This window comes from Streptomyces sp. NPDC005752 (assembly GCF_040630715.1).
GTDB lineage: Bacteria > Actinomycetota > Actinomycetes > Streptomycetales > Streptomycetaceae > Streptomyces.
The window spans coordinates 131,492-146,853 of the sequence record NZ_JBEXYB010000002.1 but is presented as its reverse complement, the minus strand read 5'-3'; the positions used below and the strand labels follow the sequence as shown (position 1 = coordinate 146,853).

The 15,362-nt window shown below is 74.3% G+C and carries 14 protein-coding genes; 3 read left to right on the top strand and 11 right to left on the bottom strand.

Going from position 1 to position 15,362, the window contains the following annotated elements:
• Position 1: 1 nt before the first annotated feature.
• From ABZ441_RS02350 to ABZ441_RS02330, 5 genes are read right to left on the bottom strand one after another with little or no spacing between them, the layout of a single operon-like run.
• Positions 2-820, bottom strand: a complete 819-nt coding sequence (locus ABZ441_RS02350) for an ECF transporter S component (RefSeq protein WP_358967137.1) — start codon at positions 818-820, stop codon at positions 2-4.
• Positions 817-2,532, bottom strand: coding sequence for an ATP-binding cassette domain-containing protein (locus ABZ441_RS02345; RefSeq protein WP_358967136.1), 1,716 nt, complete (start codon positions 2,530-2,532; stop codon positions 817-819). Before ABZ441_RS02345 ends, ABZ441_RS02350 begins: the two co-directional genes overlap by 4 nt.
• Positions 2,529-3,674, bottom strand: a complete 1,146-nt coding sequence (locus ABZ441_RS02340) for an energy-coupling factor transporter transmembrane protein EcfT (protein ID WP_358967134.1) — start codon at positions 3,672-3,674, stop codon at positions 2,529-2,531. The genes ABZ441_RS02345 and ABZ441_RS02340 overlap by 4 nt, the downstream gene beginning before the upstream one ends.
• Positions 3,671-4,360: an SCO2322 family protein gene (locus ABZ441_RS02335; RefSeq protein WP_358967131.1), complete on the bottom strand. Its 690-nt coding sequence runs from the start codon at positions 4,358-4,360 to the stop codon at positions 3,671-3,673. Before ABZ441_RS02335 ends, ABZ441_RS02340 begins: the two co-directional genes overlap by 4 nt.
• Entirely contained in the window at positions 4,357-5,610 is a 1,254-nt protein-coding gene (locus tag ABZ441_RS02330) for a prenyltransferase/squalene oxidase repeat-containing protein (protein ID WP_358967128.1), read from the bottom strand. Before ABZ441_RS02330 ends, ABZ441_RS02335 begins: the two co-directional genes overlap by 4 nt.
• 272 nt (positions 5,611-5,882) lie before the next feature.
• On the opposite strand from ABZ441_RS02330, the gene ABZ441_RS02325 reads away from it, so the two are divergent.
• Positions 5,883-6,401 carry a hypothetical protein gene (locus ABZ441_RS02325; RefSeq protein WP_358967125.1) on the top strand — a complete coding sequence of 173 codons (519 nt, stop codon included), beginning with the start codon at positions 5,883-5,885 and terminating at the stop codon, positions 6,399-6,401.
• Here ABZ441_RS02325 and ABZ441_RS02320 read toward each other — a convergent pair.
• Positions 6,383-7,873 carry a PHB depolymerase family esterase gene (locus tag ABZ441_RS02320; protein WP_358967122.1) on the bottom strand — a complete coding sequence of 497 codons (1,491 nt, stop codon included), beginning with the start codon at positions 7,871-7,873 and terminating at the stop codon, positions 6,383-6,385. The genes ABZ441_RS02325 and ABZ441_RS02320 overlap by 19 nt on opposite strands.
• Before the next feature lie 259 nt (positions 7,874-8,132).
• Here ABZ441_RS02320 and ABZ441_RS02315 point away from each other — a divergent pair, with 259 nt between their 5' ends.
• Together ABZ441_RS02315 and ABZ441_RS02310 are read left to right on the top strand one after the other, a co-directional pair.
• The gene (locus ABZ441_RS02315) at positions 8,133-8,909 is read left to right on the top strand and encodes a 3-hydroxybutyrate dehydrogenase (RefSeq protein WP_358967119.1); all 777 of its coding nucleotides are present in this window, start codon (positions 8,133-8,135) and stop codon (positions 8,907-8,909) included.
• A 45-nt stretch (positions 8,910-8,954) separates the two neighbouring features.
• A complete protein-coding gene (locus tag ABZ441_RS02310; RefSeq protein ID WP_358967116.1) occupies positions 8,955-10,931 on the top strand; it encodes a GAF domain-containing protein in 1,977 nt (658 codons plus the stop codon).
• A 22-nt stretch (positions 10,932-10,953) separates the two neighbouring features.
• On the opposite strand, the gene ABZ441_RS02305 is transcribed toward ABZ441_RS02310, so the two are convergent.
• The 5 genes from ABZ441_RS02305 to ABZ441_RS02285 are packed head-to-tail and all read right to left on the bottom strand — an operon-like array spanning position 10,954 to position 15,359.
• Positions 10,954-11,847: an alpha/beta hydrolase gene (locus ABZ441_RS02305; protein ID WP_358967113.1), complete on the bottom strand. Its 894-nt coding sequence runs from the start codon at positions 11,845-11,847 to the stop codon at positions 10,954-10,956.
• Complete coding sequence (locus tag ABZ441_RS02300) at positions 11,844-12,938, bottom strand: branched-chain amino acid ABC transporter permease (RefSeq protein ID WP_358967111.1); 1,095 nt, start codon at positions 12,936-12,938, stop codon at positions 11,844-11,846. The genes ABZ441_RS02305 and ABZ441_RS02300 overlap by 4 nt, the downstream gene beginning before the upstream one ends.
• On the bottom strand, positions 12,935-13,822 hold the full coding sequence (locus tag ABZ441_RS02295) for a branched-chain amino acid ABC transporter permease (protein ID WP_358967108.1): 888 nt from the start codon (positions 13,820-13,822) through the stop codon (positions 12,935-12,937). Before ABZ441_RS02295 ends, ABZ441_RS02300 begins: the two co-directional genes overlap by 4 nt.
• Entirely contained in the window at positions 13,822-14,586 is a 765-nt protein-coding gene (locus ABZ441_RS02290) for an ABC transporter ATP-binding protein (protein WP_358967107.1), read from the bottom strand. Before ABZ441_RS02290 ends, ABZ441_RS02295 begins: the two co-directional genes overlap by 1 nt.
• Complete coding sequence (locus ABZ441_RS02285; protein ID WP_358967104.1) at positions 14,583-15,359, bottom strand: ABC transporter ATP-binding protein; 777 nt, start codon at positions 15,357-15,359, stop codon at positions 14,583-14,585. The genes ABZ441_RS02290 and ABZ441_RS02285 overlap by 4 nt, the downstream gene beginning before the upstream one ends.
• Between the last annotated feature and the right edge of the window lie 3 nt (positions 15,360-15,362).

Sequence of the window (15,362 nt, the reverse complement as noted above, 5' to 3'; positions counted from 1 at the left end):
GTCAGTCCGCGCGGACCTCGAACTCGGCGCGTGCGTCGAAAGCGGCGCGCCGGGTGGCCCGGCGCAGAGCTCTCAGCAGCGTGGGACCGGCGGCCAGGGTCAGGACCACGGTGAGGGCGGCTCGGCCCAGGTCCCAGCCGAGCGAGGTGGCGGCGCAGTACGCGAGGAAGCGGACCAGGTTCTCGTGGAGCGGGTCTCCCGCGACGAAGGAGACGCCGGAGCCGAGACCGGGAACGATCGTCCAGCCGTACAGATTCATCACCGTGCCGTACGCGAACGCCGCCACGAACCCGTACCCCGCCAGCATCAGCAGCTCGCCCCGGCCGCGCAGCCCGTCCGGCCGCGGCAGCAGGCCCGCGCCCATGGTGAACCAGCCCATCGACAGCATCTGGAACGGCATCCACGGCCCGACCCCGCCCGTGAGCAGCGCCGAGGCGAACATCGTCACCGAGCCGAGCACGAATCCGAAGCCGGGACCCAGCACCCGGCCGCTCAGCACCATCAGGAAGAACATCGGCTCCAGGCCGGCGGTGCCCGCGCCCAGCGGACGCAGCGCCGCCCCGACCGCGGCGAGTACCCCCAGCATCGCCACCGCCTTCGCGTCCAGGCCCGAGTCCGCGATCGTGGCGAGCACCACCCCCACGAGCAGCACGAGCAGGACGGCGAACAGCCACGGCGCGTCCTGCGCGTGGGCGAGACCGGAATCCGCTCCCGCCAGCAGCGGCCAGCCGAACGCGACCAGCCCGACCGCGCTGATCAGGACGAGTGCGGCGACGGCGTGCGGACCGAGCCGCACCGGCCGGGCCGACCCGGCCGTCATATGAGGTCCTCCAGAGCCTTGCGTACCTGCGACACGGTGAGCCACTCGCGCGGCGCCAGGATCTTCGCGGTCTGCGGGGCGAACGCGGGGGAGGAGACCACGACCTGCCGGGCCGGGCCGTCGGCGACGACCTCACCGTCGGCCAGGATCACCACCCGGTGCGCCAGCTCCGCTGCCAGCTCCACGTCGTGCGTCGCCAGGACGATCGCGTGGCCCGCACCGGCCAGCCGCCGCAGTACGCCGACGAGCCGTGCCTTCGCCGCGTAGTCCAGGCCGCGCGTCGGCTCGTCCAGGAGGAGGAGCGGGGGCCGGGCGGTGAGCACCAGGGCGAGGGCCAGCGCGAGCCGCTGGCCCTCCGAGAGATCGCGGGGGTGGATGTCGTCGGGTACGCCCGGCAGCAGTTCGGAGACCAGCGCACGGCAACTGCCCACGGGCGCCTCCGCGTCGGAGTCGGCCGCCGCGCACTCGGCGGCGACCGTGTCCGCGTACAGCAGGTCGCGCGGTTCCTGCGGGACGAGCCCGACCCGGCGCACCATGTCGTCCGGCGAGGTGCGGGACGGGTGCAGACCGCCGACGAGGACGGACCCCGTGGAGGGCGCGGTCATCCCGACGAGTGCCGACAGCAGGGTCGACTTGCCCGCGCCGTTGCGGCCCATCAGGGCCACGGTCTCGCCCGGCGTGACGGTGAGCGTCACCCCGCGCAGCGCCTGGACCCGCCCGTGCCGCACCCCGAGCCCTTCGACCCGGGTGACGGTGTCCTGGACCGGGGCCGGCTGTTCGGCCGCCCCCGGACGACGGCCGAACAGCCGTCCCAGGAGACCGGGGCGGGCCGCGGCCCGGGCGGGGAGCGGCGCCACCACCGTGTCCGCCGGGTCCTCACGCGCCGGCGGTTCCACCCCGGCCAGCCGCTCCCGCAGGTCCACCGCCCGGCGCCGGGCGTCACGCACCGAGAGCGGCAGCGGGTCCCAGCCCACCAGCCGGCCCAGGGCCACCACCGGCGGCCGGACGGGCGAGAGCGCCATGATGTCCGCGGGTGCCCCCATCACCGGTGCGGCGCCGGGCGCGGGCAGCAGGAGGACCTGGTCCGCGTACTGCACCACACGCTCCAGCCGGTGCTCGGCCATCAGCACCGTCGTGCCCAGGTCGTGCACCAGCCGCTGGAGGACTGCCAGTACGTCCTCGGCCGCCGCCGGGTCCAGCGCGGACGTCGGCTCGTCGAGGACCAGGACCCGTGGGTGCGGGGTGAGGACCGAGCCGATCGCGACCCGTTGCCGCTGGCCCCCGGAGAGCGTGGCGATGGGCCGGTCGCGCAGCTCGGCGAGACCCAGCAGATCCAGCGTCTCCTCGACCCGCCGCCGCATGACGTCCGGTGCCAGGCCCAGCGACTCCATGCCGTACGCCAGCTCGTCCTCGACGGTGTCGGTGACGAAGTGGGCGAGCGGGTCCTGGCCCACCGTGCCGACCAGATCGGCGAGTTCGCGCGGCTTGTGGGTCCGGGTGTCACGGCCGCCGACCGTGACCCGGCCGGTCAGCACGCCGCCGGTGAAGTGCGGCACGAGACCGGACACGGCACCCAGCAAAGTCGACTTGCCGACACCGGACGGGCCGACGGCCAGCACCAGTTCGCCCTCGGGAATCGTGAGGTCGATGCCCGACAGGGTGGGGCGTTCGGCGCCCTCGTACCGTACCGAGACCTGCTCGAACCGGATCACGTGCGCTCCTTGGAGTCCGAGGATGAAGGGGGAAGCGGGGCCACAGCCGCGGGCAGCAGCCCGATCAGCACGGCGGCGGCCGGCCACAGCGGGAGTACGGGGGCCGAGAGCGGGACGACGCCGGGGCGCAGCGCGTCCGGGGCGACGGCGCCCGCCCGGATCATCGCCGCCGCGACGGCGGCGCCCGAGGCCGCGACGAGCCAGGCGCGTACGCCCCAGCGGTCCGGCCGGTAGCGGGTGCGGACCGAACGGCGCCCGCCGAGCCTGAGTCCGGCCATCGCCGCGGCCAGTCCGGCCAGCAGCAACGGCAGCCCGTGCACGGCGCCCTGCGCGGCGAGCAGCCCGTACGTCCCCGCGCACACGCCCAGCAGCCCGCCGAGCGTGAGCACGTGCGTGGTGCGGCGCACGGCGGGCGGGACCTGCGCGGTGCGCCCGTATCCGCGCGCGTCCATGGAGGCGGCCACGGCCACCGAACGCTCCAGCGCGCCCTCCAGCACCGGCAGCCCGATCTGGAGCACCGCCCTGATCCCGCCGGTCGGACGGCCGCGCAGCCGACGGGCCGTCCGCAGCCGTGCGACGTCCGCGACCATGTTCGGCGCGAACGTCATCGCGACGACGACGGCGACACCCACCTCGTACAGGGCGCCGGGCAGGGACTTCAGCAGGCGGGCCGGGTTGGCCAGCGAGTTCGCCGCGCCGATGCAGATCAGCAGGGTGGCCAGCTTCGCGCCCTCGTACAGCGCGAAGACCACCTGCTCCGCCGTCACCCGGCCGCCGATCCTGACCCCCTGGGCCCAGTCGGGCAACGGAACCTCGGGCAGGGTGAACAGGGTGTGCGCGCCGGGGACGGACGAGCCGAGGAAGACGGAGAAGACCAGCCGCACGGCCACGACGACCAGTCCGAGCTTGATGAACGCCCCGTACGAACGGGCCCACGGCGCGTCCGTGCGGCGGGCCGCCACCACATAACCGGCCACTCCCACCAGCAGTCCGAGCAGCAGGGGGTTCGTCGTACGGGAAGCGGCGGTCGCCAGCCCGAGTGCCCAGAGCCACCAGGCCCCGGCCGGCAGCGCGTTGCCGCGTGTCGCTCCGGGAGCGCGCAGGGCAGGGGGGAGCCGGGCCGGGCCGGTGGCGCGGGTCATCGGCGGCGGCGGGCCTGCAGCACGGCGGCTACGCCGAGGACGAGCACCGCGCCGACGCCGGCGAGCACACCCACGGACGGGCCCACGCCGTCGGAGGCGGAGCCCTCGTCCGGGGTGGCGCCGTCGTCGGCGGAAGGCGTCCCGGCCGGGACGGTGGCCTCCCGGGGCCCGCTGTCCCCGGTCTGCTCACCACAGCCGGACCGCGGGTATCCGGAGATCGCGCAGAGCATCGCCGAACTGTCGTACCGCAGGGGCTTCGCCACCTCGGCGAGGGCCTCCGCCGTACTCGCCCCCGGGGCGACCTGGGCGCAGGCGGTACGCGGCGCGGGCGGCTCCTCACCGGCCGGCGCGTCCGCCGCCGTGCCCGGGTCGAGGACCAGCGCGATCCGCTTGAGGCCGTCCTTCGCCGGGGTGTCCGCGCAGACGGCCCCGAAGTCCGGTGCGCGGCGCGGCTGCGCCGAGTCCTGGGAGTCCTCGCTCACCGAGAAGCGGAAACCCTGCACCGCGCCGTCGTCCGGCCGGACGACGGAGGGGCCCTGGGTGGCGTACGTCCAGCCCTTCCCGCCGTCGCTCTCCCAAAACGACCAGTAGCGGTAACCGGCTGCCTGCGCGCTGCCCGCGCCCAGCACGGCCAGGACGGCGCCGACGAGGAGAAGCAGCGCCGCTGTGACCGGCGGGCGCCTCACAGCTGCTGGTTCTTCCGGCGTCCGCTGAGCAGGAAGCCGATGCCCGCGCCGAAGGCCAGGCCGATGCCGATGATCCACCAGAGGCCGAGCCCCTCGTCGTCGCTGCTCGTGTCCGCCGGCTTCTCGGGGGCCGTCGCGGTCGGCGAGGGCACGGCGGTCGCGGCGGGCGCCGGGCCCGTGGCGTTCAGCTGCCGGACGAGGTCGACGCCGCCGAAGTCTCGGGCGTCGGTGCCGGTCGCGTGGGCGGCGAGCACCAGCTGGGCGGTGGCGGCGGGGCCGCCCTCCTTGGCCCAGCCCTGAGCGTGCTTCTCCAGATACGCGACCGCCGAGGCCGCCTTGTCCTTGTGGCCGGCCGCCGCCAGCGCCACGACCGCGTCCGCCGTGTTGCCGAAGTCGGGCTGCGGCGCGGAGTCCTCGGCGCCCGGCATCGGCGGCAGGTTCAGATGTCCTGACCCGGCGAGAGCCTTCGCCAGGTAGGACGCGCCGTTCTGCGCGGACTGCTCCGCGGTGAGGCCGGTGCCCTTGTGGCAGACGGGAGCCTTCGCCGCGTTGTAGTTCCCCGCGGCCATCCCCTTGCCCATCGATCCCAAGACCGCGGCCGCCGTGGCGTCCGCGTTGGCGGTGAGCTCGCCGTCCTTGCCCGGCTGATAGGCGAACGCCCCGCCGTCCTCGCCGCCGCAGGGCAGCGCGAAGGTCCGGAGCGCCGTGTACGGCGTCTTCCCGCCCGCCTTGGTGACCTCGACGAGCGGCACACCCGCCCGTGCCAGCGCCCCGGTCACCACGGCTGTGGAGTTGGCGTCGCTCGCGCTGCCGGGGTTGTAGCCCCAGCCGCCGTCCTTGTTCTGTACGGACTTCAGCCAGGCGACCCCGTTGTCCACGGTCTCCCGGTGCACGCCGAGCTCGACCAGGGCCTGGACCGCGGCCGCCGAGGCGTTGGTGTCCGCGACCGTCCTGGAGTCGCAGGGCGCGGAGGCGTCGCGGTACGAGGCGAAGGCCCCGCTGTCGCACTGCTGGGCGACGAGCCAGTTCACCGACTGCGTGGCGGGCGTCACCAGCTCGATCTTCTGCGCGAGGAAGGCCAGCGACTGCCGCCACACCCCGTCGTACGTCGGGTCCTTGGTGCCGTACAGCCCCGCCGGGAGGCCGGGAGCGGAGGGGGACGGACTCGGCGCGGCGATCGCCGTCGGGGCGGCCGCTCCACAGAGCACGACGGTGAACGCGAGCGCTGCCGCGCGACGGCGTACGGACATGAAGGGCTGGGCCTCTCGAATGGGTTTCCCCTGCTCGAGCTGAGCCGAGCGCGTAGGGGTTGGGTCGGTGCCGGATTCGCACCGGCTTCCCCCTGTACGGGCAAGATGACGACCCGCCCACTCTACCGGGGCACTTCCGGACCCCTCCGGGCGGACAGCCTCACCGTGCGTGCCGGAGGCCTTCCCAGCAGGTCAGAGCCATGGGAAACTCCGGCGGGGGTCACACGGGCGTGTGCCCGTGGGGGAGGAACGACCGGAGCGGGAAGCATCCAGTGCGCACAACCAGAAGAGGCGCGGCGGCCGTCGCCGTCGTGGCTGCCGGATTCATGACGGTGACGGCGGGCTGCGGCCTCACGGATGAGAGCGAAGGCGCCCCCGCCCCGTCCCCGGAGCCCACACCGGCGTTCACCACACAGACGGTCGCCGACGAGATAGCCGGCCTCGCCCTGGCCGGCGGGCTCCCGGAGGGCGACACCTCCACGGCCGGACTGCCGCAGGGCGCCTGGCGCACCTGCGTCGCACCGTGGACCGGCGACGCGCCGGCGGCCGGGGCGGCCGGCGCCTTCGAGGCGACGGTGATGCGGCTGCGGCAGCACGACTGGGAGATCGTCTCCAGCCACGCCGAGCAGGAGATCACCTACCGCACCCTCGCCAAACGCGGCTGGAAGCTGTACGCCCGGCACTACACCGGGGAGGGCTCCGGCGCCGGGCAGACCGTGGCCCTCACGGCCGTCGAGGACGGCTGCCGGCTGCCGAAGACGATCAGGGGCGACTACGAGGACCCGGCCTGACAGCCGGAGTCCGCGATCACGAAGTGTCCCGCCGGGGACTCCCGGAGGGTGTGGGTGACGAACACGTTGTACAGCCCCATGTCCTGCCCCGACCCGTTCGCGTAGGCATGGCCGCCCGAGGTGTGGGCGCGGCCGGCCGTCACGTGCGCGTAGTTCGTCGCCGTGAAGCACCGGGCCGGGGCCGTGCCGCCCGAGGTGGTCGCGGTCACGGCCGACGAGCCCGCCCCGGCGGACCCCGAGGAGCCGACGGCGGCCACGGTGTAGCGGTAGGAGGTGCCGGCGGTCAGCCCGGTGTCGGTGAAGGACGAGGAGGTCGTGGTGGTCACCTTCGCGCCGTCGCGGTACACCGCGTAGGAGGCCGCGCCGGTGACCGCGTTCCAGGTCAGTGAGGCGCTGCTGTCCGTGACCCCGGTGACCTTCAGGCCGGCGGGCGCGGGCAGCCCGTCCCCGCCGCCCGACGCGCCCTTGTCCAGTCCCCAGAACACGCCGGTGTGGTACGCGGAGCAGATGGTGTTCAGGAAGTACGCGGCCGTCGACCCGCACTGCTCGGTGCCCGAGCCGGGGCTCACCGGCAGACCGTGCCCCATGCCGGACACCAGGAACGTCTCCACCGCGGGCCGGCCGGACGCGTCCTCGTAGACGCTACGGGTGGTGTTGCCGGGCAGGCTCTGTGTGCTGGACGGGGTCTGGCCGATGCCCCAGACGTCGGTCCACTGGTCGCGCAGGGCCGTGGCGTTCGCCGGGTAGACCGTGTAGTCGGAGGTGCCCTGCCAGATGGCGACCCGGGGCCAGGGACCGGTCCAGCCCGGGTGGGAGCCGCGCACCTTGTCGCCCCACTGGGCGGGCGTCAGCGCCGGCGGGCCCGTCTGGCAGCCGGACGCGGCGGCCTGGCTGGTGGCGCACTGCGCGGGCAGTCCGGAGGCCACGGACCCGCCCGCGAAGACGTCCGGATAGGCGGCCAGCAGATCGGCGGTCATCCCGCCGCCCGCCGACAGCCCGGTGACGTAGACGCGGCGGCCGTCGGAGCCGTACGTCTGTTTCGCGTACTCGACCATCTGCACGACGGACGCCGCCTCGCCCCGGCCCCGCGTGCTCTCGGCCTGGTCGAACCAGCCGAAGCACGACAGCGCGTTGTTCGCCGAGGTGGTCTGCGGGAAGACGACGTCGAAGCCCCACAGGTCGGCGTACTTGGACCAGCCGGAGTGGGTGTAGTACGCGTCGGCCGACTGGGTGCAGCCGTGCAGGGCGACCACCAGGGGCGCACCCGCCGCCACGCTGTCGGGGGTGTACGCGAACATCTGGAGACCGCCGGGGTTCGAGCCGAAGCCGGTGACCTGCTGGAGCCCTGCGGCGGCCGGGGCCGCCGGTGCGGCGACGGCGGACACCGGATGCGCGGCGAACAGGGCGAGCAGGCCGCAGACGGTTGTGGAGGCGACGCGGCGGAGCAGGCGTCGCAGGATCGGTGGGCGCACGGTGGGGACTCCTCGTTCGGACGTGCGGGCATGCGGACTGCTGCCGGAACCTATGAGCCGGGGCCGCAGTCGCCCATGTGGGCGGCTGACACCCGGTGCCCACCGCTGTGTGCGGCGCTCCTCTTGCGCCCGCCGCGGCCGGGCGGGCACGCGGAGGGCCCGCCCGGCCGCACCATGTCGGCCACCACCATGGGGACGCGCCGGGGTGTGTGCACCGACCCCGTGTGATGCGGGCGGTGACGTCCTTACGGTGACGCTCATGGAGACTTCCCGGACCCCCCAGCACGACCCCCACACGCTCGCCGGACGCACCGCCCTGGTCACCGGGGCCGCGAGCGGCATCGGACTGGCCTGCGCGGAGGCCCTCGCCGCCGCGGGGGCCCATGTCCACGTGGTGGACAAGGCGGGCGACGCCGCCGAGAGCCTGGCCGAACGGATCGGCGGAACGGCCTGGGTGGCGGACCTCTCCGTGGCCGAGGCGGTGGACGCGCTGCCCGCCGACGCGGACATCGTGGTCAACAACGCGGGGCTGCAGCACGTGGCGCCCGTGCACGAGTTCCCGCCGGACCGCTTCGCGCTGATCCACCGTGTCATGGTGGAAGCACCGTTCCGCATCTTGCGCCGGACCCTCCCCGGCATGTACGAACGCGGCTGGGGCCGCGTGGTCAACATCTCGTCCGTGCACGGGCTCCGCGCAAGTCCCTACAAGTCCGCCTACGTATCGGCGAAGCACGCGCTGGAGGGGCTCAGTAAAGTGGTCGCACTCGAAGCGGCGCCGCACGGCGTGACGAGCAACTGCGTCAGCCCCGGCTACGTCCGCACCCCCCTGGTCGAGGACCAGATCGCGGACCAGGCCCGCAGCCACGGCATCTCCGAGCAGGAGGTGGTGGGCCGGGTGCTGCTGGAGCGCAGCGCCCTCAAGTCGCTGATCGAGCCCGCCGACGTCGCGGGTGCCGTGCTGTGGCTGTGCGGGCCCGGTACGGGGCACATGACCGGCAGCTCCCTCACGATGGACGGCGGCTGGACCGCCAACTGACCACCGACCCCCACCCCCGACACGCCGGAAGAACGATGGCCGCCCATGTCTGAACCGTCCCCCTCCGCCACGCCCCTCCTGGCCCGCCTCCTCGACCTGCTGGCCGACGACGCCCCCGCCGAGGACCTGGGCGCCGTCACCTCGGAGGCCAGGGCCGCCGGTGTGCCCGCGGCCGAGCTGGCCGAGGTGGAGAGGGCGGCCGCGACCGCCCTGCGGATCAGGGGAGCCCTGCGCCAGCACCGGCGCAGGGAACTCCAGCTCACCGCCCTGTTCGACACGGCGGGGGACCTGGCGGCCTCCCGGGACCTGGACGACGTGCTGAAGGCGATCGTGCGGCGGGCCAGGATGCTGCTGGGTACCGACACCGCCTATCTCACGCTCCCCGACGAGGAGGCCGGGGACACCTACATGCGGGTGACGGACGGGTCGGTGTCCGTGCTGTTCCAGCGGCTCCGGCTCGAGCTGGGCGAAGGCCTCGGCGGACTGGTGGCGCAGACCGCGAGCCCGTACGCCACACCCGACTACCGCACCGACGAACGCTTCCGCCACACCCGCAACATCAACGCGGGTGTGCTGGACGAAGGACTGGTGGCGATCCTCGGCGTGCCCCTGCTGCTCGGCTCCAGCCGGGGCGGCACGGGCAAGGTCATCGGTGTCCTCTTCGCGGCCGACCGGGCCGCACGGGTCTTCAGCCCCGACGAGGTGGCTCTGCTCTGCTCGCTCGCCGCGCACGCCGCCATCGCCATCGACACGGCCCGGGCGCTGGACGACACCAGGGCCGCCCTCGCGGAACTCGCCGGGGCCAACGCGGAACTCGCCGAGGCCAACGCCGCCGTACGAGCGCACTCCGCCGCCATGCGGCGCGCCGAGGAGGCCCACGACCGGCTCACCGACCTGGTGCTGCGCGGCGGCGACGTGAAGGACGTCGCCGTGTCCGTCGCGGGCCTGCTCGACAGCCCCCTGACCATCCACGACCCCGGCGGCCGCCCCATGGCCGCCGTACGGCCCGACGGCACGGGATTCGCCGTCGACAGCATGGACGCCGGGTGGCTCGCCGGCACCGCCGAGGAGTCCCGCCACGGGGCGCGGGCCGTGCACCGCGATGGGCGGTGGATCTGCGCGGTGCTCGCCGGCCAGGAGCTCCTCGCCAGCCTGGTGCTGCACCGGCCGGACCGGCTCGACGACTCCGACCGCCGGCTCTTCGAACGCGCCGCCGTCGTCACGGGCCTGCTCCTGCTGCTGCGCCGCACGGTCGCCGAGACCGAGAACCGGATACGGGGCGAGCTGATCAGCGACCTGCTCGGCGACCCGGACCGCGACCCGGCCGGCCTGGCCGAGCGGGGCCGGCGCCTGGGCATCGATCTGGACCGGCCCCACGTCCTGCTCGTGGCGGAGGCGGCGGCCAGGGAGAGGCTCGGCGGCGCCGCGATGCGGTACCTGTTCGGCGGGGACATCCACGGGGTGAGCGCCGAACACGCGGGCACCGTCGTGCTGCTGATCGACTGCGACGACGACGGCACATCCGCGGCCGGTGCCGCACGCGCGGCGGCCGCACAGCTCGGCCACCTCGTCCAGGCACCCGTCACGGTCGCCGGTACGGGACCCGCCCGGGGCGCCCGCGAACTCGCCGCCGCCTACGCCGAGGCCGCGCGCTGCCTGGGCGCCATGCGGGTGCTGGGCCGGGAGGGCGAAGGCGCCTGCGTCGGCGAACTCGGCTTCCTGGGTGTCGTCCTGGGCAACGCGAAGGACGTGGACGGTTTCGTCGCCGCGGTGCTGGGACCGCTGCTGCGTTACGACGAGCGGCGCGGCACCCACCTCGTACGGACGCTGCGGGCGTACTTCGGCGCGGGCGGCAGCCTGATCCGGGCCAAGGACGAACTGCACGTCCACGTCAACACGGTGGTGCAGCGCCTCGACCGGATCCAGGTGCTGCTGGGCCGCGACTGGAACGAGCCGGACCGCGCGCTGGAGCTGCAACTCGCCCTGCGACTCCATCTGTTGTCGGGCAGCCGGGGCCGCTGAGCCCCGGCCGGCCCGCCCGGCCTCAGCGCGGGACGGACGCCGCCCGCAGCAGGGCGCCGGCGACCTCACCGGCCCCCTTGTCGCCCGTCAGCACCGTGTAGTGGTTGACGTCCTCGACGCGCACCGCTTCGACGTTCGTGCCCGGCTGACCCGCCGCCGCGAGCCGGGACTCGTCGTACAGCCCCTGCTCCTCGTTCATCAGCCCCCGCTGCGCCCACAACAGCGTCGCGGGCTGAGCGAGTTCACGTGTGGCTGCGAGCACCTCGTCCTGGAAGAGGCCCATCCCGTCCGTGCGGACCGCCTCCAGCCGGCAGCCCGAGCGCATCGCGGGTTCCTCGCCCGCCAGGTCGCGCTGGATGTACGCGTCGACCTCGGGCGACCAGGCGTCGCCCCCGAAAGCGGGGTGGGCCCGCCAGAACGACCGGTAGGCGTCCCGGTCGGGGAACGTCATCGACAGCCGGTCCATGGCCGGCCCGATCACGGCCGTGATCAGTTCGTCCGCCGACAGGTGCGTGGGTGCGGGGAAGCCGAACCCGCCGTCGACCAGAACCAGTTCACCGAACCGTCCGGGATGGCGGACGGCCGCGAGCGCCGCCACGAAGGCCCCCATCGAATGGCCCGCCAGCACCACCCGGTCCGGGCCGAGCGCGCCGGCCAGGGCGGCCGTGTCGTCGGCGTGGGCGGGGATGCCGTACGGGCCGGGCAGCCCGGCACTGCCGGCCCGGCCACGCAGGTCCGGGGCGACCAGCGTGACCCGGCGGTCGAGCAGCCGGGCCACCGTGCCCCAGGACAGCGCGTTGGCGGTGATGCCGTGCAGGGCCACGACGACCGGTGCGCCGGGATCGCGGGCGGGCCAGCGCAGCGCGGCCAGTTCACCGCCGGTGACGGGGACGCGGATCTCCTCGTACGAGGTCACTGGTTCTCCTTGCGGGGTCGGCGCAGACGGGACGGCAGCCGGGCCAGGCCACCGGGCAGCAGGTGTACCACGGCCACGAACAGCACCCCGAGCAGGAACAGCGGCTGGGAGAGCGGCACGCGCAGGACGGCGGGCAGATCGGCGACCGCGCCCGATCCGGCGAGGTCACCGAGCCGGTGGTCGGCCCAGGTGTAGAGGATGCCGCCGGCCATCGGTCCCCAGCGGGTGCCCGTTCCGCCCAGCACCACCATCACGAGCAGGGAGAGGGTGAAGTCCGACGTCGTCGTCTGGGGCGTGGAGCCGCCCGTCAGCAGCAGGTGTACGAGCCCGCCCACCGCCGCCAGCGCGCCGGCCAGGACGAAGGCCGTCAGCTTGAAGCCGTACGGCTTCAGGCCCAGTACCTCCACCCGGCGTTCGTTCTCCTTGATGCCCTCCCAGACCCGGCCGGTGGGGGAGCGCACCGCCCAGTGGACGACGCCGAGGGTGAGGACGAGGTAGGCCAGCGTGATCCAGTACAGGTTGGCGGTGTGGTCGATGCCGACGAGCCACGAGGGCAACAATTCCGCCGGGGCCGCCCGGCCCTCCTCGCCGCCGGTGAGGCCTCCCGGGTTACGGGAGACGAGGATCGAGCCGGCCTGCGCGAAGGCGAGCGTCACCATGGAGAAGCCGATGCCGGTGACCCGCAGGCTCACCGAGCCCAGCACCAGGGCGAGCGCGGCGCCGGAGCACAGGCCGAGAGCGGCGGCGGCGGCGAACGGCAGACCCGCCTCCAGCAGGAACATGTTGGTGGCGTAGCTGCCCGCCGCGAAGTACAGGGCGTGCCCGAAGGACAGCAGCCCCGTACGCCCCAGCAGCAGGTCGTAGCCGGTGGCGAGGGCGCCGAACAGCAGGCAGGTAGCGAGGAGTTGCAGGCTCCCCGGGCTCCCGACCGGACCGTCCAGCAAGCCGGGGAGGGGCAGTGCGCTGAAGGGCGCGACGATCAGGAGCACGAGGACGGCGGCGGGCCACCATCGCAGCGCCCGGGCCCTGTCGCGCCCGGGCGCCGGGGGTACGGCGGTGGGTGTGGGTGCGGGTGTGGTGGCGGTGCTCACGCGAGCCTCCCGGTCAGTCCGCGCGGCCGGACGAGCAGCAGCGCGGCGAGCAGGACGACGACCGCCAGGTCGCCGAGGCCCGCTGCGGTGTAGTAGTTGGCGAACTGCTGGACCAGGCCGATGACCACGGCCGCCACGGCCGCGCCGGTCACCGACCCCATGCCGCCCGTGACCACGACGACGAAGGCGAAGATCAGCAGCGAGGTGCCCTGCCGGGGGTCGACCGAGCCGAAGTACAGCCCGCCGAGCGCGCCGCCCAGCGCGGCGGCGCAGCCGCCGATCGCGAAGACCAGCGTGAACGCCTTGCGGACGTCGATGCCCAGAGCCGTCACCATCGCCCTGTCCTCGACCCCGGCACGTACGACCAGGCCGTGCCGGGTCCGGCCGAGGAACACCCGCAGGGCGACCAGTACGACGAGCGCCGCCGCGACGAGGACCAGCCGGTTGACCGGCACGTCCGCGCCCAGCAGCCCGAAGGTGCCGGACAGCGCCTGCGGGCCCGGGAAGGTCCGGGCGTCCGAACCCCAGATGCCCGACAGCAGCGCGGGCACGGCCAGCCCCACCCCGACCGTCGCCAGCACCTGCTCGCGCGGCCGGGTGTACAGGGGGCGTACGACGGCCAGTTCCAGCACCACGGCGGCCAGCGTGCCCACCGCCGTGCCGAACAGGACCGCCAGCGCGAAGCCCCAGCCGCCCGGGCCGGCGCCGGGCAGGTGGCCGGACGCCGCCCACCAGGTGCCGTACGCGCCGATCGAGAGCAGCGCCCCGTGGGCGAAGTTGAGCACGTCCATCAGGCCGAAGATCAGCGAGAGCCCCGACGCGATGAGGAAGTACAGCGCTCCCAGACCGAGTCCGGTCATGGTGAGCAGCACGATGGTGGACATCAGGAATCCGCCTCCGCGGTGAGTGGGGCGAGAGGGCCCTGGCCGACGCCGAGCAGCCGGCGGGTGGCCTCCGCGTCGCCCAGCAGTCCGGCCGCCGGGCCCTGGTGGGCCGTTCGTCCGTCGGCGAGCACCACACAGTGCTCGGCGAGACGGCGGACGACGGCGAGGTTCTGTTCGACGAGCAGGACGGGCACCGCCTCCGCGGCGCGCTCCAGGACCTGGGCGACCTCGGTGACGACCTTGGGGGCCAGGCCCTTGGTGGGCTCGTCGGCGATGATCAGCCGGTTGCCGTTGAGCAGGGTGCGGCCGATGGCCACCATCTGCTGCTGGCCGCCGGACAGGGTCCCCGCCAACTGCGCCCGCCGGAGCTTGAGTTCGGGGAAGAGCTCATGGACCAGGCCGTAGGCGGGCCCGTCCGCGCCCCGGCGCTCGGCCAGGCGCAGGTTCTCCGCGACGGTGAGGCCGGCGAAGATCCCCCGGTCCTCGGGGGCGTACCCGATGCCCCTGCGGACCAGGGTGTGCGTGGGCAGGCCCACGGTCTCCTTTCCGTCGAGGAGCACGCTGCCGCCCCGCGGCACCAGCCCCAGGATGCCGCGTACGGTCGTCGTCTTGCCTGCCCCGTTGCGCCCGAGCAGAGCGGTCACGCCGTGGCGTGCCACGTCCAGGTCGACGCCGTGCAGGATGTGCCGGCCGCCTATGAGGACGCGCAGGCCGCGTACGGCGAGCAGGGGCGCGGAGGGTGTGTCCGCGGGGGGAGTGCTCACAGCCCCTCCCCGAGGTAGGCCTGCTGCACGACCGGGTCGGCGGTCACGGCGCCCGGGGTGTCCAGGGCGAGGAGACGGCCGTGGTGCATCACGGCCAGCCGGTCCGCCAGACCCAGCAGGACGTCCATGTGGTGTTCGACCATGAGTACGGTGCGGCCCTCCTCGCGGTGCAGTGTGCGGATCAGCTCGGTGAGGGCCGGGACCTCCTCGGCGCTCACCCCGGCCATCGGCTCGTCGAGCAGCATGAGCCGGGGCTCGCCCACCAGCAGCACGGCGAGTTCGAGCTTGCGTTTCTCTCCGTGGGAGAGCTCCGCCGCCGTGGCCCCGGCGCGGTGGCCGAGGCCCGTGCGCTCCAGTACGCCGTCCACCTCGGCGGTGTACGGGGACGCGCGCCGCCAGAGCCGGTGCGAACCGCCGCTCCTGGCCTGCGCGGCCAGGCGGACGTGCTCGGCCACGGTCATCTGCGGCCAGAGGCTGGAGGTCTGGAAGGTACGTCCGATCCCGCGGCGCGCACGGGTGTGCACCGGCAGGCCGGTCAGGTCGGCGCCGTCCAGCGCGAGGGCGCCCGCGGTGGGCAGGGCGATACCGCTGATCAGGTTGAACAAGGAGGTCTTGCCTGCCCCGTTGGGGCCGATGAAGGCGAGGAACTCGCCCTCCCGGACATCGAGGGTGATGTCCTCGACGATGGTCGCCCCGCCGACGCGCCAGCCGAGGCCGTCCAGCCTCAGCACCGGGGTGTCCACCCGCGTGGTGGCGGTGCCGGATACCGTCACGGG

Excerpts from the sequence above, each read along its gene's own strand:
- ABZ441_RS02315 (WP_358967119.1), top strand. The coding sequence starts at position 8,133 with ATGGAGACTTCCCGGACCCCCCAGCACGACCCCCACACGCTCGCCGGA.
- ABZ441_RS02340 (WP_358967134.1), bottom strand. The coding sequence starts at position 3,674 with ATGACCCGCGCCACCGGCCCGGCCCGGCTCCCCCCTGCCCTGCGCGCT.
- ABZ441_RS02295 (WP_358967108.1), bottom strand. The coding sequence starts at position 13,822 with ATGTCCACCATCGTGCTGCTCACCATGACCGGACTCGGTCTGGGAGCG.
- ABZ441_RS02310 (WP_358967116.1), top strand. The coding sequence starts at position 8,955 with ATGTCTGAACCGTCCCCCTCCGCCACGCCCCTCCTGGCCCGCCTCCTC.
- ABZ441_RS02350 (WP_358967137.1), bottom strand. The coding sequence starts at position 820 with ATGACGGCCGGGTCGGCCCGGCCGGTGCGGCTCGGTCCGCACGCCGTC.
- ABZ441_RS02330 (WP_358967128.1), bottom strand. The coding sequence starts at position 5,610 with ATGTCCGTACGCCGTCGCGCGGCAGCGCTCGCGTTCACCGTCGTGCTC.